The organism is Allobranchiibius sp. CTAmp26 (genome assembly GCF_017565405.1).
Classification (GTDB): Bacteria; Actinomycetota; Actinomycetes; order Actinomycetales; family Dermatophilaceae; genus Allobranchiibius.
On the sequence record NZ_JAGEKR010000010.1, the window covers coordinates 281,929 to 304,955 of the forward strand.

Annotated in this window: 24 protein-coding genes; 16 read left to right on the forward strand and 8 right to left on the reverse strand. The window is 69.1% G+C overall.

From position 1 onward, the window contains the following. Positions 1-4 precede the first annotated feature (4 nt). Entirely contained in the window at positions 5-2,230 is a 2,226-nt protein-coding gene (locus J4030_RS07865; RefSeq protein WP_208048655.1) for an MMPL family transporter, read from the reverse strand. A 109-nt stretch (positions 2,231-2,339) separates the two neighbouring features. On the opposite strand from J4030_RS07865, the gene J4030_RS07870 reads away from it, so the two are divergent. The 8 genes from J4030_RS07870 to J4030_RS07905 all read left to right on the forward strand — a co-directional run bounded on the left by J4030_RS07870 (position 2,340) and on the right by J4030_RS07905 (position 11,565). Continuing rightward, positions 2,340-2,957 carry a TetR/AcrR family transcriptional regulator gene (locus tag J4030_RS07870; RefSeq protein ID WP_208048656.1) on the forward strand — a complete coding sequence of 206 codons (618 nt, stop codon included), beginning with the start codon at positions 2,340-2,342 and terminating at the stop codon, positions 2,955-2,957. Between the two features lie 108 nt (positions 2,958-3,065). Next, complete coding sequence (locus tag J4030_RS07875; protein WP_208048657.1) at positions 3,066-4,022, forward strand: acyl-ACP desaturase; 957 nt, start codon at positions 3,066-3,068, stop codon at positions 4,020-4,022. A 72-nt stretch (positions 4,023-4,094) separates the two neighbouring features. Further along, complete coding sequence (locus J4030_RS07880; RefSeq protein ID WP_208048658.1) at positions 4,095-4,883, forward strand: trimeric intracellular cation channel family protein; 789 nt, start codon at positions 4,095-4,097, stop codon at positions 4,881-4,883. After that, positions 4,880-6,151 (forward strand): amidohydrolase, encoded by a 1,272-nt coding sequence (locus J4030_RS07885; protein WP_208048659.1) that lies wholly within the window; start codon positions 4,880-4,882, stop codon positions 6,149-6,151. Before J4030_RS07880 ends, J4030_RS07885 begins: the two co-directional genes overlap by 4 nt. A 127-nt stretch (positions 6,152-6,278) precedes the next feature. After that, positions 6,279-8,483, forward strand: a complete 2,205-nt coding sequence (locus tag J4030_RS07890; RefSeq protein ID WP_208048660.1) for a glutaminase family protein — start codon at positions 6,279-6,281, stop codon at positions 8,481-8,483. 136 nt (positions 8,484-8,619) lie between these two features. Beyond that, positions 8,620-9,279, forward strand: a complete 660-nt coding sequence (locus J4030_RS07895) for a hypothetical protein (RefSeq protein WP_208048661.1) — start codon at positions 8,620-8,622, stop codon at positions 9,277-9,279. A gap of 88 nt (positions 9,280-9,367) precedes the next feature. Further along, a complete protein-coding gene (locus tag J4030_RS07900) occupies positions 9,368-10,099 on the forward strand; it encodes a response regulator transcription factor (RefSeq protein ID WP_208048662.1) in 732 nt (243 codons plus the stop codon). After that, complete coding sequence (locus J4030_RS07905) at positions 10,096-11,565, forward strand: cell wall metabolism sensor histidine kinase WalK (protein WP_208048663.1); 1,470 nt, start codon at positions 10,096-10,098, stop codon at positions 11,563-11,565. Before J4030_RS07900 ends, J4030_RS07905 begins: the two co-directional genes overlap by 4 nt. Positions 11,566-11,567: 2 nt before the next feature. Here J4030_RS07905 and J4030_RS07910 read toward each other — a convergent pair whose 3' ends face one another. The 4 genes from J4030_RS07910 to J4030_RS07925 are packed head-to-tail and all read right to left on the reverse strand — an operon-like array spanning position 11,568 to position 14,380. After that, positions 11,568-11,780, reverse strand: a complete 213-nt coding sequence (locus J4030_RS07910; protein ID WP_208048664.1) for a ferredoxin — start codon at positions 11,778-11,780, stop codon at positions 11,568-11,570. Further along, the gene (locus J4030_RS07915; RefSeq protein WP_208048665.1) at positions 11,767-12,849 is read right to left on the reverse strand and encodes an NADH-ubiquinone oxidoreductase-F iron-sulfur binding region domain-containing protein; all 1,083 of its coding nucleotides are present in this window, start codon (positions 12,847-12,849) and stop codon (positions 11,767-11,769) included. The genes J4030_RS07910 and J4030_RS07915 overlap by 14 nt, the downstream gene beginning before the upstream one ends. Beyond that, positions 12,846-13,409, reverse strand: a complete 564-nt coding sequence (locus J4030_RS07920) for a ferric reductase-like transmembrane domain-containing protein (protein WP_208048666.1) — start codon at positions 13,407-13,409, stop codon at positions 12,846-12,848. Before J4030_RS07920 ends, J4030_RS07915 begins: the two co-directional genes overlap by 4 nt. Then, positions 13,406-14,380, reverse strand: a complete 975-nt coding sequence (locus J4030_RS07925) for an FAD:protein FMN transferase (protein ID WP_208048667.1) — start codon at positions 14,378-14,380, stop codon at positions 13,406-13,408. The genes J4030_RS07920 and J4030_RS07925 overlap by 4 nt, the downstream gene beginning before the upstream one ends. 69 nt (positions 14,381-14,449) lie before the next feature. Between J4030_RS07925 and J4030_RS07930 the strand changes: the two genes are divergently transcribed. The 3 genes from J4030_RS07930 to J4030_RS07940 all read left to right on the forward strand — a co-directional run bounded on the left by J4030_RS07930 (position 14,450) and on the right by J4030_RS07940 (position 18,178). After that, complete coding sequence (locus J4030_RS07930; RefSeq protein WP_208048668.1) at positions 14,450-14,713, forward strand: hypothetical protein; 264 nt, start codon at positions 14,450-14,452, stop codon at positions 14,711-14,713. Between the two features lie 228 nt (positions 14,714-14,941). Then, positions 14,942-17,020, forward strand: coding sequence for a PQQ-dependent sugar dehydrogenase (locus J4030_RS07935; RefSeq protein ID WP_208048669.1), 2,079 nt, complete (start codon positions 14,942-14,944; stop codon positions 17,018-17,020). A gap of 132 nt (positions 17,021-17,152) precedes the next feature. Then, on the forward strand, positions 17,153-18,178 hold the full coding sequence (locus J4030_RS07940) for an LLM class flavin-dependent oxidoreductase (RefSeq protein ID WP_208048720.1): 1,026 nt from the start codon (positions 17,153-17,155) through the stop codon (positions 18,176-18,178). Positions 18,179-18,190: 12 nt separating this feature from the next. On the opposite strand, the gene J4030_RS07945 is transcribed toward J4030_RS07940, so the two are convergent. Then, positions 18,191-18,991, reverse strand: a complete 801-nt coding sequence (locus J4030_RS07945) for an alpha/beta fold hydrolase (protein WP_208048670.1) — start codon at positions 18,989-18,991, stop codon at positions 18,191-18,193. A gap of 55 nt (positions 18,992-19,046) precedes the next feature. On the opposite strand from J4030_RS07945, the gene J4030_RS07950 reads away from it, so the two are divergent. The 5 genes from J4030_RS07950 to J4030_RS07970 all read left to right on the forward strand — a co-directional run bounded on the left by J4030_RS07950 (position 19,047) and on the right by J4030_RS07970 (position 21,100). Beyond that, positions 19,047-19,472, forward strand: coding sequence for a MarR family winged helix-turn-helix transcriptional regulator (locus tag J4030_RS07950; protein WP_208048671.1), 426 nt, complete (start codon positions 19,047-19,049; stop codon positions 19,470-19,472). Between the two features lie 10 nt (positions 19,473-19,482). Next, entirely contained in the window at positions 19,483-19,656 is a 174-nt protein-coding gene (locus J4030_RS07955; RefSeq protein ID WP_208048672.1) for a VOC family protein, read from the forward strand. 33 nt (positions 19,657-19,689) lie between these two features. Continuing rightward, positions 19,690-20,052, forward strand: a complete 363-nt coding sequence (locus J4030_RS07960; RefSeq protein WP_208048673.1) for a cupin domain-containing protein — start codon at positions 19,690-19,692, stop codon at positions 20,050-20,052. Between the two features lie 229 nt (positions 20,053-20,281). After that, positions 20,282-20,563 (forward strand): hypothetical protein, encoded by a 282-nt coding sequence (locus J4030_RS07965; protein ID WP_208048674.1) that lies wholly within the window; start codon positions 20,282-20,284, stop codon positions 20,561-20,563. A gap of 21 nt (positions 20,564-20,584) precedes the next feature. Then, positions 20,585-21,100 carry a hypothetical protein gene (locus tag J4030_RS07970; RefSeq protein WP_208048675.1) on the forward strand — a complete coding sequence of 172 codons (516 nt, stop codon included), beginning with the start codon at positions 20,585-20,587 and terminating at the stop codon, positions 21,098-21,100. Between the two features lie 144 nt (positions 21,101-21,244). On the opposite strand, the gene J4030_RS18660 is transcribed toward J4030_RS07970, so the two are convergent. Continuing rightward, positions 21,245-21,397 (reverse strand): sigma factor-like helix-turn-helix DNA-binding protein, encoded by a 153-nt coding sequence (locus J4030_RS18660; protein ID WP_374221984.1) that lies wholly within the window; start codon positions 21,395-21,397, stop codon positions 21,245-21,247. Between the two features lie 102 nt (positions 21,398-21,499). Next, positions 21,500-22,753: a phosphatidylserine decarboxylase family protein gene (locus J4030_RS07980; RefSeq protein WP_208048677.1), complete on the reverse strand. Its 1,254-nt coding sequence runs from the start codon at positions 22,751-22,753 to the stop codon at positions 21,500-21,502. Positions 22,754-23,027: the final 274 nt, after the last annotated feature.

Here is a 23,027-nt window from a genome sequence, read left to right on the forward strand (position 1 = left end):
GCACCTACGAGGTGTGACCCGCGTGCCGGGGCACGCCCGCCTGCGGTGACTGCGGCTCGGGCTCGGGCTCCAGGTGCGGCAGCGCCCGGTCCAGCCACCCCGGTAGCCACCAGTTGGTCCGTCCGAACAGGAACATCGTGGCGGGCACGATGACCAGCCGGATCACGGACGCGTCCAGCAGCACGCTGACCCCGAGCCCCAACGCGAGCATCTTGATGACGACGTTGCTGGAGAGAAGGAACGAGAAGAAGACGCTGGCCATGATCAGCGCGGCGCAGGTGATGACCTTGGCGGTCACCGCCATCCCGTCCGCGACGCTCAGGCCGTTGTCCTGGGTGGCCACCCAGCGTTCGCGGATGCGCGAGAGCAGGAAGACCTCGTAGTCCATCGACAGCCCGAAGACGATGGCGAACATCATCATGGGCACGTAGGACTCGATCGGCACCTTCTCGTGCACCCCGAGCAGCGAGCCGCCCCAGCCCCATTGGAAGACGGCGACCACGACGCCGTACGCCGCGCCGATCGAGAACAGGTTCGCGATCGCGGCTTTCAGGGCGAGCAACGGACTGCGGAAGCTCGCCAGGAGCAGGACGAACGACGCCGCGACCACCACGGCGATTATGACGGGCAGCCGGGCGGCGACCTGATCACGGAACTCGAGGTTCCCCGCGAGGGTGCCGGTCACATAGCCGGTCGCCTTCGAGCCGGCCAGCGCCTTCGGCAGGGTGGTGTCGCGCAACGTCCCCACCAGGGCGTCGGTCTTGGCGTCCTGCGGGCCGGTGGTGGGAATGACGTTCGCTACCAACAGCTTCCCGTCGGACGTCGGCTGGGGCGTTGTGGCGGACGCCACGCCGTGGGTGGAGGCGAGGTCCTTCTGCAGGGTGGACCCCAGCTGCTGGGCCGACGTCGAGGACATGCCGGACGGGAGTTGCACCACGATCGCGATCGGACCGTTGGCGCCGACTCCGAACCCCTTGCTGATGGCGTCGTAGGCCCGGGCATCTGTGTACGACGGCGGGTCGGCACCCTCGTCCACGTGGCCGATCGTCATGGACAGCACGGGTATCGCGATGATGACCAGGACCGCCAGACCGGAGAGCAGGTAGGTCCACGGGCGCCGTTCGACGGCGACGGCGTACCGGTGCCACGGCGTCTCGGCGCCGCTGATGTCGCTCTCCGCACTCGGCGCGCGCACCCGCAACCGGTCGATCGAGTGACCGGCCAGGCCGAACATCGCCGGCACCAGGGTCACCGATGCCGCGGCCGCGACAGCGACCGCGATCGACGCGGCGGCACCCAATTTGCCGATGAACGTGATGCCCGAGGCGAACAGGCCGAGCATGGCGATGACGACCGTGATGCCGGCGATGAGCACCGCGCGGCCGCTGGTCGCCGTCGTCCGTCCCGCGGACTCGACCGGGTCCATCCCGTCCATCACGTGCTGCCGGTGGCGGGTCGTGAGGAACAGTCCGTAGTCGATGCCGACGCCCAGCCCGATCATCACGGCCAGCGTGGGCGACACCGACGCGAACTCGGTGGCAGCGGCGACCATCCCGAGGACGCCGAGGCCGGTCCCCACGCCGAGCGCGGCGGTCAGGATCGGCAGCCCCGCGGCGTACACGCTGCCGAAACCGATCAGCAGCACCAGGATGGCCACCGCGATGCCGATCAGCTCCGAGGTGAGGTGGGCGTTCTCGGGGCGGGCCGCCTGACCCAGGACCCCGCCGTAGTCGACGTGCACCCCGGCGCTGCGTGCAGGAGCCACCGCGTGGTCGACCGACTGCACGTAGGAGGAGCCCAGCGTCGTGGGGTTGACGTCGAAATGCACCGTCGCGTACGACGTGCGGCCGTCCTTGGACGTCGTCGCGACAGCCAACGGGTCGCCCACCGACAGCACGTGCGGCAGCGCACCGACCGCCTGCGCGGACGACTTGATCGGGCTGGAGTGCTGCGACAGCGATCCCGTCGGCACCGTGAAGACCAGTTGCCCGCTCTGACCACCGGAGGAGGGCGCGTGCTGCTTCAGCAACTGCGCGCCCTCCTGGGCCGAGGAGCCGGGCAGCGAGAAGTCGTCCGAGTACGTCGACCCGATGGCGCGGCTGCCGAGGCTCGCGCCCGCGAGCAGCACCACCCACACCACCAGGACGATCCAGGCGTGCACGGCGCAGAATCTCCCCAGCCGGTACAACGAGCCCTTCGCCGTCTGCGGTGGATCCTCGGTGGTGCCCATCAGCGACTCGAGGATTCGTTGGAAGTGGGGGTCACAACACCCCGCCAAAGTGTCATAACTGACACTAAAGCTAAAATGTCACACGTGACAAGATGTGGAGTGAGCTCGAATGAGTGAAGAGCCCGGCCGCCGGGAAGCGAACAAACGTGCGACCCGTGAGGCGCTCCAAGAAGCCGCCGACCGGCTGTTCGCCGAGCGAGGGTACGAGCAGACGACGGTGCGGGACATCGCCGCCGCAGCGCGGGTGACCCCGCGGACCTTCTTCCGCTACTTCGGCGGCAAGGAGGAGCTGATCGTCGACGAAGCGCTGAGCTGGCTGCCTCGCCTGACCGCCGCCATTCGCCTGCGGCCGCCCCAGGAGACGCCGCTCACCGCCGTCCTCCTCTCCCTCGCCGACGTGTCCGCCCAGCTGCGCGACCAGGGCCTGCCCGCACCGGTACTGCTCTTCGCGGAGGGGCCGCCCAGCACCCGGTTGCGCCTGCGCGGGCCCGCGTTGCTGCTGCGTTTCGAGGAGGGCATCGCCGATGCCCTCCTCGACCGTCTCTGCACCGATCGACCGGTCGACGACGCCGTGCGCTACGAGAGCGAGGTCTACGCCCGCGCTGCGGTCGCGGCCATGCGCAGCGCGATGATCAGGGACTGGGCACAGCGGGCCGGTGGCGCGACCGAACCCATCCCGTTGGGGGAGCTGATGCGTACGGCGTTCGCCCTCACCTCCGCGTCCTGAGCCCCCGCCGGACCGATCCGGCGGGCGCAGAGGATCGCGAGCGGCCGGCGCCCCCGGGCGTCGAAAGCGGACGCCCTGCGATCCGGGCGACCGGCGTACTGTCGAAACATGAGCACTGCACCCGCCCACCTGCTCGAGGAGCTCGAGCCCGTCGTCGCGCAGAACCTCGACCGACACCTCGGGTTGGCACAGGAGTGGCATCCGCACGACTACGTCCCGTGGAGCGAGGGACGCGACTTCGCCGCCATGGGTGGGGAGGACTGGGCGCCGGAGCAGTCCCGCCTCTCCGAGGTGGGCAAGGCCGCGATGATCACCAACCTGCTCACCGAGGACAACCTGCCGTCCTACCACCGCGAGATTGCAACCCGCTTCGGGCGTGACGGTGCCTGGGGCACCTGGGTCGGTCGGTGGACCGCCGAGGAGAACCGGCACGGCATCGCGATGCGCGACTACCTCGTCGTCACCCGCGGGGTGGACCCGGTCGAGTTGGAGCGCGCGCGGATGGACTATATGACCTCCGGCTACGACTCCGGTGACAAGACACCTCTGGAAGCGGTCACCTACGTCTCGTTCCAGGAGCTGGCGACGCGCGTGTCGCACCGCAACACCGGCAAGGTCACCGGCGACCCGGTCGCCGACAAGCTGCTGGCGCGGATCTCCAAGGACGAGAACCTGCACATGGTCTTCTACCGCAACATCGTGGAGGCCGCGCTCAAGATCGCGCCCGACGCGACGATGCGGGCGATCGCCGACGAGGTGATCGGGTTCGAGATGCCCGGCGCGACGATGGCGGGTTTCCGTCGCAACTCGATGATGATCGCCAAGGCCGGCGTCTACGACCTGCGGCTGCACCACGACGAGGTCATCGCCCCGATCCTGAAGTACTGGAACGTGGACGGGCTGACGGGCCTCGGCCCGGAGGGTGAGAAGGCCCGCGAGGAGCTGGCGACGTTCATGGCTGGCCTGGACGAGCAGGCGACCCGCTTCGTGGACCGCCGCGCCGAGAGTCGCGCCCGGACCGCCGCCCGGTCCGAGTCCGGCGAGACACCCGACATCGCCAGCTGACGACGGTCCCTCTCGGCCGACCCGCGTCCAGCGCACTAGCGTGTGGACGTCGTCCGGTCCGAGGGAGTGCGCATGTATGGGTCGGGGCATCTGACCGAGTTGTTCCGGGCACTGGACCTCACCGGAGTACTCGCCAACGCCGTGCTCGGCGGGGTCATCGCCCGCACGGAGAAGCTGGACCCGTTCGGTTTCGCGACCCTGGCGGTGCTGTCGGGGTTGGGCGGCGGACTGATCCGCGACGTACTGCTGCAGCACGGCACCCCCGTGGCCCTGACGGACTACGCCTACCTGTTGACCGCCCTCGTCGGTGCGGTGATCACCTTCGTCATCCGCGTCGAGGGTCGCGCCTGGGACAAGGTCTGGCCGGTGATCGACGCGCTGGCACTCGGGACGTGGGCCGCGGCCGGCGCGGCGAAGACCCTCGCGGCCGGTCTCGGCTGGTTGCCCGCGGTGCTCCTGGGGATGATCACCGCGGTGGGCGGCGGAGCGGTGCGCGATGTCGTCCTGCGCCGCATCCCCGGGGTGCTCGGCGGCAACACCCTCTACGCCACGTGTGCGCTCGCGGGCGCGGGTCTGCTCGTGCTGCTCTCCGAGAACGGCCACCCCACCGTCGGCCTCGTCGCGGCGACGATCTTCGCCGCTGGTCTCTGCCTGATCGCGCGGTGGCGGGGCTGGATGCTTCCGAACGCCGACGCCTGGTCGCCCGCCCGGGTGGTGCCCCCGGCGTACCGGCAGCGGATCCGCCAGAAGATCGATCCCGACGCCCGGATGTGGCGACGGATCCGCTCGGATGACTCCCCGCGCAACTCGGCTCCCGACAGCACGTCATCCGACCCCGCTCGACCCGAGGAGACACCATGAACGACACCACGCCCGCGGCGCGAGTCCTGCAAGGACTGCAGAACGACCGCGCGGACCTCGAGGACTTCTACCGCCACCTGCACCAGCATCCCGAGCTGTCACACCAGGAGACCGCCACGGCGGAGAGCGTGCGCAGCCGCCTCGAGGACGCCGGGTACGACGTCAGCTTCGGCATCGGCGGCACCGGCGTGGTGGGGGTCCTGCGCAACGGCGACGGGCCGCGGGTGCTGTTGCGCGCCGACATGGATGCGCTCCCCGTGCAGGAGGCCACCGGCCTGGCCTACGCGAGCACGGTGACCACGACCGACCCGTCGGGCGACACCGTGCCGGTGATGCACGCCTGCGGCCACGACGTGCACGTGACCGCGCTGCTCGGAGCGGCGGGCCTGATGGCCTCATCCCGGGACCAGTGGAAGGGCACGCTCGTGGCGCTCTTCCAACCGGCCGAGGAGGTCGGCGACGGTGCGCGCGGCATGGTCGACGACGGTGCATTCGCCGACGCGGTCGGCGCGGTCGACGTGGCCCTCGCCCAGCACGTGATGCCGGTCCCCGCCGGGCGGATCGGCACCCGCCCGGGCGCGATCCTGTCGGCCGCCGACAGCATGCGCGTCACCGTCCACGGCCGAGGCGCCCACGGGTCGATGCCACAGGCCGCCATCGACCCCGTGGTGCTCGCGGCCATGATCGTCGTCCGTCTGCAGACCGTGGTCTCCCGCGAGGTCGCACCGACCGAGCCCGCGGTGCTCACCATCGGCAGCCTGCGGGCCGGCTCCAAGAGCAACGTGATCGGCGACCACGCCGTCCTCGAGCTGAACGTGCGCACCTACAACGAACAGACGCGCACCAGCGTGCTCGACGCCGTACGCCGGATCGTCACGGCCGAATGCCAGGCCTCGGACAGCCCCAAGCCACCGGAGTTCGAGCTCTTCGACCGGTTCCCCGCGACCACGAACGACACGGCGACGACGGAGAAGGTCGCCGCGGCGTTCGCCGACCACTTCGGCGAGCGCCACTTCGACGCACCGCTGGAGAGCGCGAGCGAGGACTTCAGCGACCTGCCCGAGGCGCTGGGCGTGCCCTACAGCTACTGGATCTTCGGAGGCGCCGACCCGTCGGCCTACCAGGCGGCGGAGGACGCGGGGCGAGTCGCGCAGGACATCCCCGTGAACCACTCACCCTTCTTCGCGCCGGTCCTGCAGCCCACCCTCGACACCGGCGTCGAGGCGCTGGTCGTCGCCGCGCTCGCCTACCTCGGCACCGGTGGCTGAGCCCACCGGATCCGACCGGTTTCGACCGAAGTACGTCGTGAAGATTCAATATCGGTCATAAACAGCCACTATGTGATCCGAAATGACGGGTCTTGACACATTCTTGATACGGGTGGAATGTGCCCGTATGACCGATAGAGAGCCTGTAGATCAGCCGTCGGGTACCTCCGCCGCGGGGCGGGTCACGGCGGACCACTCGCGAAGGAACTTCCTGACCCTGGCGGGTGCGGCGGGGCTGGGCGCCGCCGCCACCGGTTGGGCGCTGTCCCCGGAGGCCTTCGCCGCAACGGCGGCGCCTTCGGCGGCCACGGGTGGCCGCACCGCCGCTCCCACCTTCACGCCCATTCGTCCGCCGGCGACACCGCTGGCGGTGCGGTCGCCGTATCTGAGCACCTGGCTGGCGACCGACAATCTGCCCGGCACGTGGCCGACGTTCTGGACCGGGCGGATCACCGCGATGGCCGGTATCGCGCAGATCGACGGCACGGCATACGTGTTCCTCGGCAATCCCACGCTGCCGAACACGAACCCGCTGCCGACGATGCGGCAGGTCAACCTCACGGTCACCGGCACGTCGTCGGTCTACACGCTGGAGGAAGCGGGCGTCAGGGTGGTGGTCACCTTCTTCTCACCCGTCGAGCCCGGCGACCAGCGCCGCCAGAGCACACCCCTCAGCTACGTCTCCGCGACGGCGAAGTCGGTCGACGGCCGCTCGCACCAGGTCGGCCTGCACTTCGACATCTCCGGCGAGTGGGGCTACGGCGACACCTCGGCGGAGATCACCTGGGAGCAGACGGACATCGGCAGTGGAGCCAACCGGCTGATCAACCTCAACTACACCCCGGCGAACCCGACCGTGCTGGCGGAGTCGAACGACATGGCCAGCTGGGGGACGATGGTGTGGACCACCCAGCACCGCCCAGGTCTGACCCATCAGATCGGCGAGGACAACGTCGTCCGCGCCCGCGTGGTCGGCGGTGGAGCGCTCGACAACACCATCGACACCGCGAAACCTCGCGCGATCGACGACCGGTGGCCGGTCTTCGCCTTCCACCTCGATCTGGGCAGCGTCCGCAGCGCGACCGAACCGATGGTCATCTCGATCGGTCACGTGCGCGAGCCCGCGGTCAGTTACCTCACCAAGCCGCTCGCACCGCGGTGGAAGGCCTACTTCCCGGCGTGGCAGGACATGGTCGCGTTCTTCCACAGCGACTGGTCCGCGGCGTCGAAACGAGCCGCGGCTCTGAACAACCGCATCAGCGGTGCCGCAGGTCGGGCAGGGGGCACGCAGTACGCCGCGTTGGTCGCGACCGCGCTGCGCCAGGCCTACGCCGGGACCGAGCAGGTCACCGGCCCCGACGGCACCGCGTGGGCATTCCTCAAGGAGATCTCCAGCGACGGCAACATGTCCACCGTCGACGTCACCTATCCGTGCATGCCGGTGTTCCTCTACCTCGACCCGGCCTATCTCGCGGCGATCCTGGAACCGATCCTGCAGTACGCCGAGACCGGCGGGTGGCCCAAGCAGTTCGCCGAGCACGACCTCGGGGCGCACTACCCGAACGCCGACGGCCACAACGACGGCAACGAGGAGGACATGCCGGTCGAGGAATCGGCCAACATGCTGATCATGTCCGCGGCCTACCTGCAGCGAGCGGACGCGGCGGCGGCCACGACGTTCGCCACGACGCACTACGCGATCCTCAAGCAGTGGAGCGACTACCTCGTCGGCAACGCGCTCGACCCGGGCTACCAGAACCAGACCGACGACTTCACCGGCTTCATCGCCCACAGCGTCAACCTCGCGCTGAAGGGCATCGTCGGAATCGGCGCGATGAGCGTCGTGGCGACCACGGCGGGCAGGAGCGCCGACGCCGCCCACTACCTGGGCGTCGCCCGCGACTACATCGGGCAGTGGGTGACCAAGTCCACGGACACCGGGGGCAAGCACCTCAAGCTCGCCTACGACCAGGACGGCACCTGGAGCCTGAAGTACAACGGGTACGCCGACAAGCTCCTCGGTCTCGGTCTGGTGCCCACCACGGTCGCCGCGGAGGAGGCCCGTTGGTACCTGGCCCGGGCCGGCACCTACGGGGTACCGCTGGACATCCGCCACACCTACACCAAGGCCGACTGGGAGATGTGGACCGCGGCGTGGCTGTCCGATCAACCCAAGATCACCAGCCGACTGATCCAAGGTCTCTACACGTTCGGGAACACCACGCCCTCCCGGGTGCCCTTCAGCGACTGGTACGACACCGCGACCGATCGGCAGAGCGGATTCCAGGCCAGGCCGACGGTCGGAGGGTTCTTCGCGCTGCTGACCGTGTAAGGGACGGCCCCCTGTTGCAGAGACACAGAACGGCGCGTTTCGGAGGACCCACAGTCTTTACAGAGGGGACCCAGAACTTGGGCCGGCAACCTTGGCAGAGTGCTGAGTTCGGACTGTCAAGGAGCGATGTAGGACCGTGCGGGCCCCCATCGTCGATTCGTCGGCGCACACCCAACAGGCACTCGACGGCGCGCAGGGCAACCGACGTCTGACTGCCTCGACCGGCATGCTGCTGATCCTGCTGCTGGCCGTCGAAGGCGCGACGATCCTGGCGATCCGGCAGCTGATCGCCGTTCACGTGTTCGTCGGTCTGCTGCTCGTCCTGCCGGTCCTGTGGAAGATGGCGACCACCGGGTACCGGTTCTTCCGGTACTACACGGGCACCGAGGCCTACGTCCGCAGCGGGCCGCCGCCGCTCGTCCTGCGGGTGCTCGGCCCGTTGATGATCCTCACGACGATCGCGTTGCTGGCAACGGGCATCATGCTGATCGTCGAGGGCCCCGGCCGATCCCACCAGTGGCTCTTCCTGCATCAGGCGTCCTTCTTCGCATGGGTCGCGGTCACCACGATCCACGTGCTGGGTCATCTGCGCGAGGCGCTGGTCGAGACCTGGCGCGACCTTCGGCCTCGCGCCGACGACCCGGCCGCACGCCGCGTGCGGGTGCGCGCCATCGCTCTCGTCGTCGTCCTGCTGCTCGGCGTCGGCCTGGCGAGCGCCGTGTATCCCTCCGCGTCGGCATGGACCAGCGGTCAGTCCTTCCACCGGGACCACGGCTTCGAGGGCCGCCCGCACTGATGGCACCTTCGACCTTCGTACGGCGCCCGGCCCCGGTCGTGCTCCCCGCACCCCGAAACCTGCACGCACCGCGGATACTGTGACTCTCATGCGCCCTTCCGCCGGCCCTTCTCCGACGGCAGCGGACGGTCGCAGATTGCGGGTCCTGGTGGTCGAGGACGAGGCAGGTCTCGCCGAGGCCCTCGTCGCCGCGTTCGGCTTCCGCGGCTGGGACGCGGCGAGCGCGGTGACCGTCGACCAGGCGACGAAGATGGTCCAGCTGAGCCCGCCCGACCTCGTCGTCCTCGACGTGATGCTCCCCGACGGCAGCGGCTTCGACCTGCTGGGCACCCTGCGCGCCCGCATCCCCCAGCTCGCGGTGCTCTTCCTCACCGCGCGTGATACGCCGCAGGACCGGGTGCACGGCATCGAGCTCGGTGGCGATGACTACATCACCAAGCCGTTCGACCTGTCCGAGGTGCTCGCGCGCTCGCAGGGGCTCATGCGCCGCGCGGGCCTGCTGCGGCAGCGGCAGGGCAATCAGCTCCAGGTGGCCGACCTGCTCATCGACGTCGACGGCCACGAGGCGCGTCGTGCGGGTGAGCTGCTCAGCCTGACGGCGACGGAATTCGCGCTGTTGCGCTACCTCGCCAGCCATCAACGCCGGGTGCTGTCCAAGGACGAGCTGCTCCGCAAGGTCTGGGGCAGCGACTTCGACGGCACCTCGCACGTCGTCGAGCTCTACGTCAGCTACCTGCGCAAGAAGGTCGACGCGGGTCACGAACCGTTGATCCACACGGTCCGCGGTGCGGGCTACGTCATGCGGCCCCCGCTGACATGAGGCTGCGACCGAGGACGCTCACCTCGCGGTTGGCCCTGCTGCTCGCCACCCTCGCCCTGCTCGCCGGCACGGTCGCCGGAGTCGCGGCCACCTTCGGCATCCGCACCTTCCTCATGGGTCAGCTCGACGACGAACTGCACCAGGCCGCCGCCCGCAACGTCACGCTGAAGTCCCCGCACGGCGACAACGACCACGACGCCGACAACCGGGGTGGCGGCACGGCCGGCCAGGACAGTGCCGCCAGCAACGCCGGGCTCCCGCCCGGCACGATCACCGGCCACGTCACGAACGGCGCGATCACCGACCTGGTGGTCGCGGCGGACCTCGACGGCGATCACCTACCCACCGCCGCAGACCGCACGGCGGTCCAGAGGGTCGCGTCCTCCGACGATCCGAGGACCGTCCATCTCCCCTCGCTCGGGGACTACCGCGTGCTCACCAGCCGGACCCGGGACGGCGCGCAGCTGGTCACCGGCGTACCTCAGGGACGGGTCGACCACACGATCGGCGAGCTGATCATCCTGGAGTCCGTCGTGCTCGCCGCGGTTGTGCTCCTCGTCGCCGGGGTCGGGGCGTTCGCCGTACGCCGCTCCATGCGACCGCTGCAGCACCTCGCCACCGTCGCCCGCCGCGTGACGCAACTGCCGCTGGAGTCCGGGCAGAGCAGGATCGACGTGCGCGCCGAGGAGTTGCGGGAGCCGACGGAGGTGGCCCAGGTCGGCCGCGCCATGAACGCGATGCTCGGTCACGTGGACCTTGCGCTGGCCCAGCGGGACGAGAGCGAGCAGCGGTTGCGGGACTTCGCGGCCGACGCGAGCCATGAGCTGCGTACGCCGCTCGCGGTGGCCCGTAGCCACGCCGAGCTGCTGCGGGAGTACACGGCGTCGACGCAGCTGCCCGAGCAGGTGCACCGTTCGTTGCGGCGCATCAGCGACGAGACCGGACGGATGGCGAGCATCGTCAACGACCTGCTGCTCCTGGCACGGCTGGACCGAGAGGTGCCGGAGCGCCGGGAGGACGTCGACCTGACACGGATCCTCCTCGAAGCGGTCGAGGACGCCCGGGTCACGGCACCGGATCGGCACTGGGGCCTGGAGATGCCGGAGGAGCCGGTGATCGCCCGGGGCGACGAGGAGCAGTTGCGCCGGCTGGTCGGCAACCTCGTGGCCAACGTGCGGCTGCACACCGATGCGGGCACGCACGCCACCTGTCTGCTGGAGGCGCGCGGCGACCGGGTGGTCCTGGAGGTGCACGACACCGGCCCCGGATTCCCGCCCGAGCTGCTCGACCAGGCGCACCTGCGCTTCGCCCGGGCGCGGCACCGGCAGGAGAGCATCGAGAGCACGGGTCTGGGGCTCGCGATCGTGCAGGCCGTCGCGCAGTCGCACGACGGGACGCTGGAGATCACGAGCACGCCGGGTGACACCACCGTCAGGGTGGTGCTGCCCGCTTCACCCGACGCGTGACCTCAGCGGTCCCGTGCGATCAGCAGCGCCCGGGCGGGGCACTGCGCCACCAACTCGCGCGCGTCCCGACGGCCCATCGTCAGACGGGACGGGACGGGGTAGCCGAACTCGTCCAGCTCGATGGCACCGTTCGAGACCACCGAGCACACCCCGTGCGCGGTGCACGCGACCCGATCGACGACGACTTCGTCCTCGCCCCGCTTATCGCGTCGCACCGGCCCGCTCCTGCATCAGGACGCATTCCCCGGCCAGGTGCGCGTCCACTTCGGCGCTGAACGTGCGCAGACCCGAGGCGACGAATCGCGAGACGCCGTCGGGGAATCGGCACGCCCCTCGGCCCGGGAGCATGCCCAGCCGGTGGTGCAGGTCGAGCATCTCCTCGGCCGGGAGGACGCCGTCGGCGAGGCGCTCGAGTTGCGACGCCACGGCCGGTACGCCGAACATGCACGGACCGCACTGCCCGGCGGACTCGCCCGCCGCGAACGTCGCGATCTGGGCGAGGTGATCGACCGGGCAGGCCGAGCGGCCCAATACGTGCACCGCGCCGGTGCCGGTCGGGATCCCGTACGGCGCGAGCCCCGCGTCCGACCAGGTCGCCGCCCAGGCGTCGCGACCGCGCAGCCATCCCCCGCTCATCCCGGAGATGCCCACCCCGCGGACGTCGACCGCGCCGGCGGCTTCGAGCAGGTCGCGCATCGGCACCCCCGCCTCGGAGTCGTAGACCCCGGGCCGGTCGACGTTGCCGCCCATCGTGACCAGGCGCGGACCGGGCTCCTCGGCGGTGCCGTAGCCGCGGAACCACGCCGCGCCGTGCCGCTCGATCTGGCTGACCCGCCACACCGTCTCGGCGTTCAGCACGAGGGTGGGGCGCAGCCGTCGACCCTGGGCGTCCTTGCCGCCGGTCGAGATCGGCGCCTGCCGCATGATCGGTCGAGCCCGACCACCGTGCAGCAGGCTGACCAGTGCCGACTCCTCCGACGCGACGTAGCGCGACGGCACCGGGAGCACCCGAAGGCCGGCGTTGCGCAGACGTCGCTCGGTGGCGCTGCCCCGATGGGCCGCCCACTGCACCCGCCGCGCGAGGAGATCGGCACCGTGCTGCAGGGCGTCCAGATGTTCGGCCACGACCAGGGCGTCCTTGTGCACGCCGATCTCGCCGTCACAGGCGTTGACGATCAGGTCGGCACCGGTCTCGAGCGCCGACTTCAGCTTGATGCTCGTGGGGAAGCGCGCACCTCCCCGACCGGTCAGACCGGCGTCGTCGAGCAGGGCCACCAGACTCATGTCCACTCCTGTCGTAGGACCTCGCGGCGCCGGGCGCTGTCGCGGTGCGACCCGGCGATGCGCCAGATCAGCACGACCCCGCCGGCGACCGCACAGGCGATCGTGGTGCCGCGCAGCAGCGGCTCGTTGGAGGTGCCCATCGCGATCCCGTGCCAGATGGTGAGCGGCCACATCGCGAAGGTCGCGCGGTGCACGATGCGCCATACGCGTTGGCTGATCCGCTGACGAAGCACCGAGGTGGCGATGACCGCCGCGAGGATGTCGGCGCCGAGCGTCCCCAGTCCGACCAGGAAGCGACGGTAGGGCGAGGTGAACGGCACGAACGCCGAGATCAGATCGATGTGCACGTAGGTCTCGGCGACGGCGGTCGCGATGTGCAGCACGAGGAAGGTGAGCATGCCGAGGGCGAGGCTGCGGTGCACGCCCTGGATGACCGTGGTCCGGGTGCCCGCACGCTGGCGGGCACCGGACAGGACCAGCCCGAGGATCATGACGACCGTCATGAGCACGATGCTGAGGGTGCCGGTCGCCCGCGAGACGTACCAGAGAGTCTCGTTCATGACGCGCTCCGCGCCGGTTCTACGGGCTTCGGCCATCCCGGCGTGCACAGCACCACGCCATGCTCCGCCACCAGCCGCGCCGGGATCGCCCGCTCGGTCAGCCACGCGACGGCTGCATCACCGAGCACGCACGCGGCCGTCGTCGCCGTGTTCGCCTCGAGGGCTGAGGCCGCGACGCAGGTGACCTGCCGCCAGGTGTGCGGTACGGGCCGGCCCGTCGACGGGTCGAGCAGGTGGTGCCGTGGACCGTCGGCGGCATCCCAGTGACGCCGGTCGGTGCCCGACGTCGCGACGCCCTGGGTCGATACCGAGAGTCGTTGCGGCACGATGGAGCCCGTCTCCTCGACGGCGATCGCCCAGTCGCCGACCGGCGGAGGGCCCGCCACGGCGATGTCCCCGCCGAGGTCCACCAGGAACCCACCGGGGAACGCGCGTGCGAGATCAGCGGCGATCCGGTCGGCCATGGAGGCCTTGCCGGTGGCGCCGAGGTCGATCAGCGTGCCGGCCGCTGCGGTGACCGTGCCGGCCGGGTGGTCGACCCGCAGGTCGGACAGGGTGCCGCGTGGTCCGGGCGCCGATGCTCTCCTCGACCTGCTGGATCCTCTTCCCACCGGGGTGTCGGGGACCGGCCGAGCGAGGACGTCGGCGAAGTCGGCGTCGTACCCGATGTGCTCCATCGCGCCGCCGAGGGTGGGGTCGACGAGCCCGTCGGTCACATCCGCCGCCCAGAGCGCATCCTCGAGCAGCGAGAGGAAGAGCGGGGACGCGGGAAGCGTCACCGTGGCGGAGCCGGCTGCGGGCGCGACGGACAGCATCGAGACCTCGGAGTCGGGCCGGAACCGGGACGCCACCGCATCGAGTTCGGCGATACGCCGGTCCACCAGTCGACGTGCCGCGGGCAGCTCCTCGGGACGGGTCGCGACGATCCGGCAGTCGACACCGATCGCGCGCAGCTCCAGGCAGGCGGTCATGACGAGTGCGTCTGGGCCTGCGTCGGCTGTGTCGTCGCCGGGGTGGTGACGGACGGCACGCTGCGGAACGTGCTCTTGCGGCGAGCACGGGACGTCGACGAGGACGTGGAGTGCCTCGCCTTGGACGAGGACGAGGAGGGGGTCGTCGGTGCCGACGTCGAGCTCGGCGTCGAGGTCGAGCTCGGCGTCGAGGTCGAGCTCTGTCCCGTCGAGCCGGATCCGGAGTGGGCAGCGCCGGACCCGGCTTGGGCCGGGGTCGCGGTGGCGAGATGCCCGACGACGACCAGGCCGGCGGCGGCGCTCACGCCGAGCGCCGTACGGGTGATGCGCTGAGAGCGCCGGAGTGCGGGGATCATGGAAAGGTCCTTCGGTTGGGAACATCCCAAGCCTCTCGGCGCAACTTCTCAGCCGCATCAGCGTCGGCTATGCGATTGCTGCAGCGCCCCCGTGAGATGGACCGCGCGCGCCCGCCCATCGACCGCCGCCCGCGATTAGGCTCGGAAAGTGGCCGCGCTCCGGCGGGTCCCAGCATCCCGTCGTGTCGACGCTTCCGAGGAAACCATGTCGAAGTCATCTCGGCCGCTCACGTTCGTCACTGCCACGCTTGCCGCCCTCGCGATGTGCCTCACATCGCTGATCGCCTCCACCGAACCGGCGTCCGCGTCGAGCGCTACGCCGATCCGCGGGGTGCAGTCGGGCCGGTGCCTCGACGTGGCGGGCGCCAGCCTGACACCGGGCACCCGCGTCCAGCTCTACGGCTGCCACGGTTCGAGCAACCAGGAGTGGACCGCCACCGCTGCCGGTGAGCTGCGCGTCCTCGGCGCGCAGCGCTGCCTGGACGTCGCCGGGAAGAGTCGCAAGGCCGGGGCGGTGCTGGAGAGCTACACCTGCAACGGCGGCGCGAACCAACACTGGAAGATCGGCGCCGATCACCGCATCGTGAGCGCCCTCACCGGCTACTGCCTCGATGCGCTGAACAACGCCACCGCGAACGGATCCCGGGTGAGCGTCTGGCCCTGCAACACCGGCGCGAACCAGCGATGGACGACGACTTCGGGCACCGACACCCAGCCGCCGAGCGTTCCCGCGGACCCCCGCGTCAGCAACCTGACCTGCAACTCGGTCACCTTCGCGTGGAACGCCGCCACCGACAACATCGGCGTCACGGCGTACGACGTCTACCACGACGGCCAACTCATCAAGAGCGTCCCGGGCACCACGCTGAGCACCGGCCTGACGGTGGTGCCCGGCGCCGCCTGGGGGCTCTACGTCAACGCCAGGGACGCCGCGGGCAACGTCTCGCAGGCGAGCGCGACCGTGCCCATCTCGCCGCCGCAGTGCCAGGTCGACACCCAGAAGCCCACGCCTCCCACCGGCCTGTCCGCCACGGCGTCGGGGACGACGGTGGATCTGCGCTGGACCGCGGCCACCGACAACGTCGGGGTGCGCGCGTACGACGTGTCGCGAGGCGGAGTCCGGGTCGGTTCCGTCACCGGCACCGCGTCGACGCCACCTGCCACGACGTTCACCGACAGCGGGCTGACCCCGAGGACGACCTACACGTACACGGTGACGGCCCGCGACGCGGCCGGCAACGTGTCCACCCCGAGCACCGCCGCATCGGCCACGACAGGTGTCGCCTGCACCGACCCGATCTGCGCCGTCACCCAGGTCGCGACCGACACCGACATCCCGTGGGGCCTCACCACTTTGCCGAACGGCGACGTCCTCTACACCCGCCGGGACGCGCACACCATCGTCGAGCTGAACCCGACCACCCATGCCAAGGTCACCGTCGGCACGGTGCCGGGAGTGGACGAGACCGACGGGGAGGGCGGCCTGCTCGGCCTGGCGATCGCGCCGACGTTCGCCAGCGACCACTGGCTCTACCTCATGCACACCTCGACCACCGACAACCGCGTGGTCCGGATCAAGCTCATCGGCACCACGCTGGACACCTCCAGTGAGCAGGTGTTGCTGAAGGGGATCCTGCGCAACAAGTACCACAACGGCGGGCGGCTGCGGTTCGGCCCGGACGGCAAGCTGTACATCGCCACGGGCGATGCGCAGAACGGTGCCAACGCCCAGAACATCAGCAGCCTCAACGGCAAGGTGCTGCGGATCGACCCCGACGGCACCATCCCCACCGACAACCCGTTCAAGAACGCCGTCTGGAGCTACGGGCACCGCAATCCCCAGGGCCTCGCCTTCGACTCCCGAGGGCGGTTGTGGGAGCAGGAGTTCGGCAACTCGGTGATGGACGAGACCAACCTCATCGTCAAGGGCGGCAACTACGGCTGGCCGGCGTGCGAGGGCACCAGCGGCAGCTGCGGCACCCCCGGGTTGATCGCGCCGAAGCACACCTACCCGACCGCGGACGGGTCGTGCTCGGGGATCGCGATCGTCGACGACGTGCTGTACGTCGCCTGCGAACGCGGCCAACGGCTCTACCGCGAGGTCATCAGCGGCAGCAGTCTCACCGACGTACAGCAGTTCTTCGTCGGCACCTACGGTCGGCTGCGGACGGTCGAGCCGGCACCCGGGAAAGCCCTGTGGCTCACCACCACCAACCTGGGCGACAAGGACAGCATCGCGAACAACAGCAACGAGAAGATCTTCAAGGTGACCCTCGGCAGTTGATCGCCTGCCTCGCTGTGGCACGCCGGGCGGCCGGTCCGGTGCCCCGCATCGATAGCCTGCGATCGACACGCACGTGAGGGCCCGAGACCGGTCTTCGGCATCTCGACGTGCTGAGTGGAGGCAGCGGTGAGCATGCAGGTCGAGTTCGGGCTGGACACCTTCGGTGACCGGACGATCGATGCGGACGGTGCGCCGCTCGCGTACCCGCAGGTCATCCGCAACGTGGTGGAGCAGGCGGTGCTCGCCGATCGCAGCGGCGTCGATTTCATCGGCATCGGCGAACACCATCGCGCCGACTATGCGATCTCGGCACCCGACGTGGTGCTCGCGGGGATCGCGACGCGCACCGAGCGGATCCGGCTCGGGTCAGCCGTCACGGTCCTCAGTTCCGACGACCCGATCCGCGTCTTCGAGCGGTTCTCGACGATCGATGCGCTGTCCGGTGGGCGCGCGGAGGTGATCCTCGGGCGAGGCTCCTTCACCGAGTCCTTTCCGCTCTTCGGATTCGACCTGGACCAGTACGAAGAGCTCTTCGCCGAGAAGCTGGACCTCTTCGCCGAGCTGCTCACGGAGAAGCCGGTCACCTGGAGCGGTGCTTTGCGGCCACCGTTGGTCGACCAGGAGGTCTACCCGAAGACCGCAGGCGGGCTGCGGGCATGGATCGCCGTCGGCGGCACGCCACAGTCCGTCGTACGCGCGGCGAACTATCGAATCCCGTTGATGCTGGCTGTCATCGGTGGTCCCGCGGAGCGCTTCACGCCGTTCGTGCAGATCTATCGTCGCGCCAACGAGCAGCTCGGCCAGCCCCAGCTGCCCATCGGCCTGCACTCACCGGGTCACCTCGCGGACACCGACCAGGAGGCGCGTGACCAGTTGCGCCCGCACTGGATCACCAACCGCAACAAGATCGGCTCCGAGCGCGGCTGGCCCCCGGCGCAAGCGGGCGACTTCGAGCGCGAGGTCGAGCAGGGCGCGTTGTACGTCGGGTCGCCGGAGACCGTCGCTCAGAAGATTGCCGCGACCGTCCGCACGCTCGGCGTCGACCGGTTCGATCTCAAGTACTCCAACGGCCCCCTGCCTCACGAGCATTCGATGCGTGCCATCGAGCTCTACGGCACGCAGGTCATTCCCCGGGTGCGCGAGCTGCTTTCGGAGTGATCGATCGCCGCGTTACGAGCGGCCGAGGTCGAGGATCGCGTCGAGGAGTTCCTCGGGCGTCTCGACCTGGGGCAGGTGACCGGTGCGCGGCAGCAGGGTGAAGGTCGAACCGGGGATCGCGGCGGCGTAAGCCTTGCCGTAGTCGACGTCGACGATGCCGTCGCTCTCGCCCCAGAGGACGTGTACTGGCAGGTCGATGTCGGCGAGCCGGCTTTCGAGGGTCGGGTCGGTCATGGTCGCCCCGGCGTACGCCACGAGCGCCTGGACGTCGGGGCTCGGTCCGGCACTTCCGGCAGCCCGCGCCGCCGGGGACTTGGCCGGGTCGTGGAACGACAGAGCGGCGAGCGCGTCGGGAGTCAGGCCGCGTACGTCGGTCGGTGGGTGGCCGGTGACCTGCAGGCCGACCCCGTCCACGATGACGACCCCGCTGACTCGGGGGCTGTGCAGCAGGGCGATCTCGGCGGCCAGCCAGCCGCCGAAGGAGTTGCCGATCAACGTCAGGTCGGCCAGGTCGCGCTCCTCGATCAGTTCGACGTACGCGAGCGCGAGGTCGCGGGTGGAGGCGAGGGACTCGGAGCGGGCCGTTCCGGCAAAACCGGGGTGGGTCGGCAGCAACACCCGTGCGTGGGTGCGTTCGGCGAGCAGGTGGGCGAACCCGGTCATGGTCATCGGGCCACCCCCGCCGTGCAGCAGGAGGAACGGGCGGGTGCGGTCGATGTCGTCGACAGCGACCTGGACATCGCCCCGGTCGCGCAGAGTCGTGGTGGTGCTGCGGGCGGGCCGGAGGGCTTCGGCGGACTCGATCGACGTCATGCAAGTAACCTTAAATCAGTTTCCTTATATAAACAACGGTTGATAGATTCTCGCCATGCAGCACTCCCCTGCGGATCTCGCGCTCGCCGTGAAGCGCTTGCAGTACCGACACCACCGCCGCATGTCCACAGCGCTCGCTCCGCTGGGACTCTCGCTGGTCCAGTGGGACACCCTGCGCCACCTGCACCAGCGCCCGGATGCCTCGTTGCACGACCTCGCGGTGCTCACCTTCCAGACGGACCAGTCGTTCGGTTCGCTGGCCGTGCGCATGGCCGATCGGGGGTTGATCGAACGAGTGCCGGGCCCCGGCCGCGCGGTCAGGCACCGGATCACCGCGGACGGCGAGCGCCTGCGGGTCGCAGGCGAGCAGGCCGTCGCCGGAGTCTTCGCGACCTCGTTCGACGGGCTCACGCCCGACGAACTCGAGCGGCTCGCCGTACTCCTCGACCGAGTGCTCGGCACCGACCCCTCCGACGTCTAGCCGAGAAGGCATGGATCGGCAATACATCGCATCGATGCCGCTGAGCGACTTCCCCGTCGAGTTCGTCCGGTACGAGGGACTGCCGCAGGACGCCAGAGGCATCACGGATAGAGCCGGCGGCGGTCGCATCGCCTGGTTCCAGGACCCGGACGGCAATGCGTTCGCTGTCGAGGCCGACGACTGACCTCTGCCGCGAATTCGACGGCAGACTTGAGTCATGTCACATGACGCAGTCGACCTCGACGAGAAGTTCGGTCAGTTCACCGAGCATTGGTCACCGAAGCTGGTCGCCCGGATCAACGACTACGACGTGAAGATCGTCAAGGTCGAAGGCGACTTCGTGTGGCACACCCATGAAGACACCGACGAGTTGTTCCTCGTCATCGACGGCGTGCTCACCATCCAGTTGCGTGACCGCGACATCACCCTGCGGCCGGGGCAGCTGTACGTCGTGCCGCGCGGTGTCGAGCACTGCCCTCGCGCCGACAGCGAAGTCCGGGCGCTGCTGCTCGAGCCTGCGGGCGTCGTCAACACCGGCGACGCCGGCGGAGAGCTCACTGCCGTCGTCGAGAGCATCTGAGGCCGAAGCGACATGACGGCACCTACGAGACCGAGTTCCCTGTCACACCCGCCGACGACGAGCACACCGCGCCAGAGAGTTCCGGCATCGGTAATGGCTGACGATCCGGTCTCTTTCTTCTGGGGGTCGGGCGCCGACCAGGGCCTCGCCGAAGCTCTCGGTGAGGCCGTGGTGTTGGCCCGTAGCCAACCGCCAGCGAAACCTGCGCGCCGCGCCTGAAGGGGAAGCGATGGACTCAGCGACCGAGGTTGCCCTCGGAACCTTGAACTACTTCCAACAGCTGGGCATCGACGCCTTCGAAGAGGCACGGTCGTTCGTAAGTTCCAGCAGCGACCTGGCCGCCGATGTTGCAGCCATGAGCGGGGTGACCGAGATCGACCTCGCAAAACAGGCCTGGTACCCGTTGCTGACCGCGTGTGAGGTAGCCGGCAACGTTCCGGTCCTGTTTGGCCCGAACGGGCTGGATGTGCGGCCGATGCCCTTGGCGGTGCTGATGCGGACCGTCCTGTGAGGAGCCGCCAAGTCGATCTACGTGCTGGCCCCCGACGACGCCAGTGAACGGCAGCTGAGGTTGTTACGCGCCGCCAACGTGGATCTCACTGACGAGGTGAGAAGCCGCACGGCCGCGACAGCCCTGAACGCGGCTGACCCGGGCGCGGACTACTCGAAGCCGCTGGCCAGCAACACGACCGCTCAGCAACAAGTGGCTGCCGAACTGGTCGCGCGCGGCCAGAAGGAAAAGATGAGCGCGGGGGAAACCGCAGTGCTTGAAGCTGCCGCGGAAGTCGTGGTCGCTCAGTACCCACAGCAGTCGTACCTGCCGGATCTAACAAAGCTCCTCTGGAACGACATGTCGGGCGGCAGCCACGCGCGAGCTTGGCACCGCGAGGCCTTCCACGACACCTATACGGCCGGCTACCGGGCCCTGCAGCTCCTGATTCCCGCACACGCCTTTCTCGACACGGCGTGGCGGTTGTGGCACCGGCGCCGTGGCGGCACGGGAGATCCATACTCCGAAGGCGACGCGCGGAACCGGGATCGCCCATAGGACCGGGGGACGTCACTGCATGAGCTGAGGAACAGCCCGTCAAGCGTCCTCATCGGAGGCGCCATCTACACCCGCCGTCTTGTTCGCGAAAGCCCACGCCAGGGGCAGAGAACCAACCGTCTGCAGAGTGATCCTCACTTGAGGTCACGTCGCCGCTTCTGTCGTGTCGTTGGTCGAGGTGGCACGCAACCGGGGGGCCAGTACCGAGGACAGTCGGCGAGAGACCTGCATCTGGCTGATCCCGAGGTGGACACTGATCTGCTGCTGGGGGAGCTCTTCGACGAATCGCAGGTGCAGGGGCAGTTCATCCCGGTGCGGGAGCAGTCGAATGCTTCGGTGCAAGTCGAACCCCGTGATTTTTGACTCGTTCTGGGCGTACCTGCGAAGCGACCCCGCTACCTACGGGTGGGTGGTGGCCAAGTGGGACCGGACTCGCACGGTGGGAGCGTTGGGATCGTGCAGCTGAGGGACCGCGGTGAGGTTGAAGTCTTTGATGACCCCGGGTCCGAAGATCAGACAGTGGGTGGATCCGCCGAACTGGAAATACCCCAGCTCCTCGCCCTTGGCGACGTGCTGACCGGGTGTGATGCCCGGGTCGATCACACAGGAAGACACTTCGTTCATACCCACAGGCATGAACGCCACCTGACCGATGGCCGGATTGTCGGCCTCGATCACGAAGATGGCCCGGGCCGCGACGTGCGCCTGATAGCCCTGGGAGTTGCGCGGGTCCACGGCGTCGGCGCCTTCTGCGTCGGCCTCGGAGTAGTACGTGCCCTGTTCGACAAAGGCGCGCACGATGGTCCCGGCGACGGGACTGTGCCAGCGGTGGTAGTCGGTGGCACTGAGGAACGCCTGGTAGACCGTCCCGCCAACGAACCGCTCGACGGCCTCATCGCCAGCAAGCATGTCGTGCAGGGAGTAGGGCTGGTCTTTGATCCAGAACCGGTCTTGGCGTTGCACATTGGTTTTGACGCTGTACGGCATTGACTCGCACTCGCTGACGATGACCGTGTCGTCGTCGGGGTCAGCGACGGGGCGTTGCCCGTCTTTGAAGGTGCGGGTGAAGTAGTCGTTCCAGGACGCGAATCCCCAGTACTGGTCCTGCGGGTCGTGCTGGAACTGCTCGATCCCGACGGCCTTACAGGCCTGTTCGCTCTTCCACCCGGTGGGGGTGTCGTTCAAGACGTAGCGGGACTCGTTGCTGCTGAGGAACTGGCACCACACGTTCAGCACCTTCTGCAGCATGGTGTTGAGCTGCGGGTGACGGTAGGCGGCGAACCCGGCGGCGGTGCCCATCGTCCAGTCCAGGATTCCGGCCAGGGGCAGCGTCACGGCTTGGTCCCCGAACTCCGGGGCCACCGTCAGCACCTCGTTGATCAGCAGGAGCATTTGATCGACGCTGGTCAGGTGCTGGCGGCTGTAGTACCTGCCGTGGGGCACTTCGGTGATCATCCGATCTAGGTACATCCGCAACACCGGGTCACCGGCGATGAGTTCTTTGAACTCCAGGATGACCGGGTGCATCACTACCTGATTGCCCTTAGCTTCGGCGCGCTGCTGGTGGCCCTTCAACCACCCCTCGAGCGCGTCCTGGTCAGGTAACCATCCAGCGCGGCGTCGTAGATCTGTACCAGGAGAGATATCGGGCATGAGGGCAACGTAGTCGCCCGTGCTGACCGGGCCGATCGGCGGTGCTGAACCGCGCCGAGGCGCTCTGCCTCTTCTCCAGTTCTGGCTAGATGTGAGGCCTGCAGGTTCGGTTTCGTCTCCAAGCGCGGCATTGCACTATGACCGCGCGCGGCGTCCCGCACCAAAGCCGTATGTGAGTGCGACGACTAATGCGCCACAAGGCCCTACAAATGCGGCCCCGCCGGATGTTTCGAGCCATACCAGCGCGCGGGCACCTGGCCGTCGGTCGGCGGGA

What these genes read in the sequence shown, in the direction of transcription:
- J4030_RS07865 (WP_208048655.1), bottom strand. Translation starts at nt 2,230, where the DNA reads ATGGGCACCACCGAGGATCCACCGCAGACGGCGAAGGGCTCGTTGTAC.
- J4030_RS07870 (WP_208048656.1), top strand. Translation starts at nt 2,340, where the DNA reads ATGAGTGAAGAGCCCGGCCGCCGGGAAGCGAACAAACGTGCGACCCGT.
- J4030_RS07875 (WP_208048657.1), top strand. Translation starts at nt 3,066, where the DNA reads ATGAGCACTGCACCCGCCCACCTGCTCGAGGAGCTCGAGCCCGTCGTC.
- J4030_RS07880 (WP_208048658.1), top strand. Translation starts at nt 4,095, where the DNA reads ATGTATGGGTCGGGGCATCTGACCGAGTTGTTCCGGGCACTGGACCTC.
- J4030_RS07885 (WP_208048659.1), top strand. Translation starts at nt 4,880, where the DNA reads ATGAACGACACCACGCCCGCGGCGCGAGTCCTGCAAGGACTGCAGAAC.
- J4030_RS07890 (WP_208048660.1), top strand. Translation starts at nt 6,279, where the DNA reads ATGACCGATAGAGAGCCTGTAGATCAGCCGTCGGGTACCTCCGCCGCG.
- J4030_RS07900 (WP_208048662.1), top strand. Translation starts at nt 9,368, where the DNA reads ATGCGCCCTTCCGCCGGCCCTTCTCCGACGGCAGCGGACGGTCGCAGA.
- J4030_RS07905 (WP_208048663.1), top strand. Translation starts at nt 10,096, where the DNA reads ATGAGGCTGCGACCGAGGACGCTCACCTCGCGGTTGGCCCTGCTGCTC.
- J4030_RS07915 (WP_208048665.1), bottom strand. Translation starts at nt 12,849, where the DNA reads ATGAGTCTGGTGGCCCTGCTCGACGACGCCGGTCTGACCGGTCGGGGA.
- J4030_RS07920 (WP_208048666.1), bottom strand. Translation starts at nt 13,409, where the DNA reads ATGAACGAGACTCTCTGGTACGTCTCGCGGGCGACCGGCACCCTCAGC.
- J4030_RS07925 (WP_208048667.1), bottom strand. Translation starts at nt 14,380, where the DNA reads ATGACCGCCTGCCTGGAGCTGCGCGCGATCGGTGTCGACTGCCGGATC.
- J4030_RS07935 (WP_208048669.1), top strand. Translation starts at nt 14,942, where the DNA reads ATGTCGAAGTCATCTCGGCCGCTCACGTTCGTCACTGCCACGCTTGCC.
- J4030_RS07940 (WP_208048720.1), top strand. Translation starts at nt 17,153, where the DNA reads ATGCAGGTCGAGTTCGGGCTGGACACCTTCGGTGACCGGACGATCGAT.
- J4030_RS07945 (WP_208048670.1), bottom strand. Translation starts at nt 18,991, where the DNA reads ATGACGTCGATCGAGTCCGCCGAAGCCCTCCGGCCCGCCCGCAGCACC.
- J4030_RS07950 (WP_208048671.1), top strand. Translation starts at nt 19,047, where the DNA reads ATGCAGCACTCCCCTGCGGATCTCGCGCTCGCCGTGAAGCGCTTGCAG.
- J4030_RS07955 (WP_208048672.1), top strand. Translation starts at nt 19,483, where the DNA reads ATGGATCGGCAATACATCGCATCGATGCCGCTGAGCGACTTCCCCGTC.
- J4030_RS07960 (WP_208048673.1), top strand. Translation starts at nt 19,690, where the DNA reads ATGTCACATGACGCAGTCGACCTCGACGAGAAGTTCGGTCAGTTCACC.
- J4030_RS07965 (WP_208048674.1), top strand. Translation starts at nt 20,282, where the DNA reads ATGGACTCAGCGACCGAGGTTGCCCTCGGAACCTTGAACTACTTCCAA.
- J4030_RS07980 (WP_208048677.1), bottom strand. Translation starts at nt 22,753, where the DNA reads ATGCCCGATATCTCTCCTGGTACAGATCTACGACGCCGCGCTGGATGG.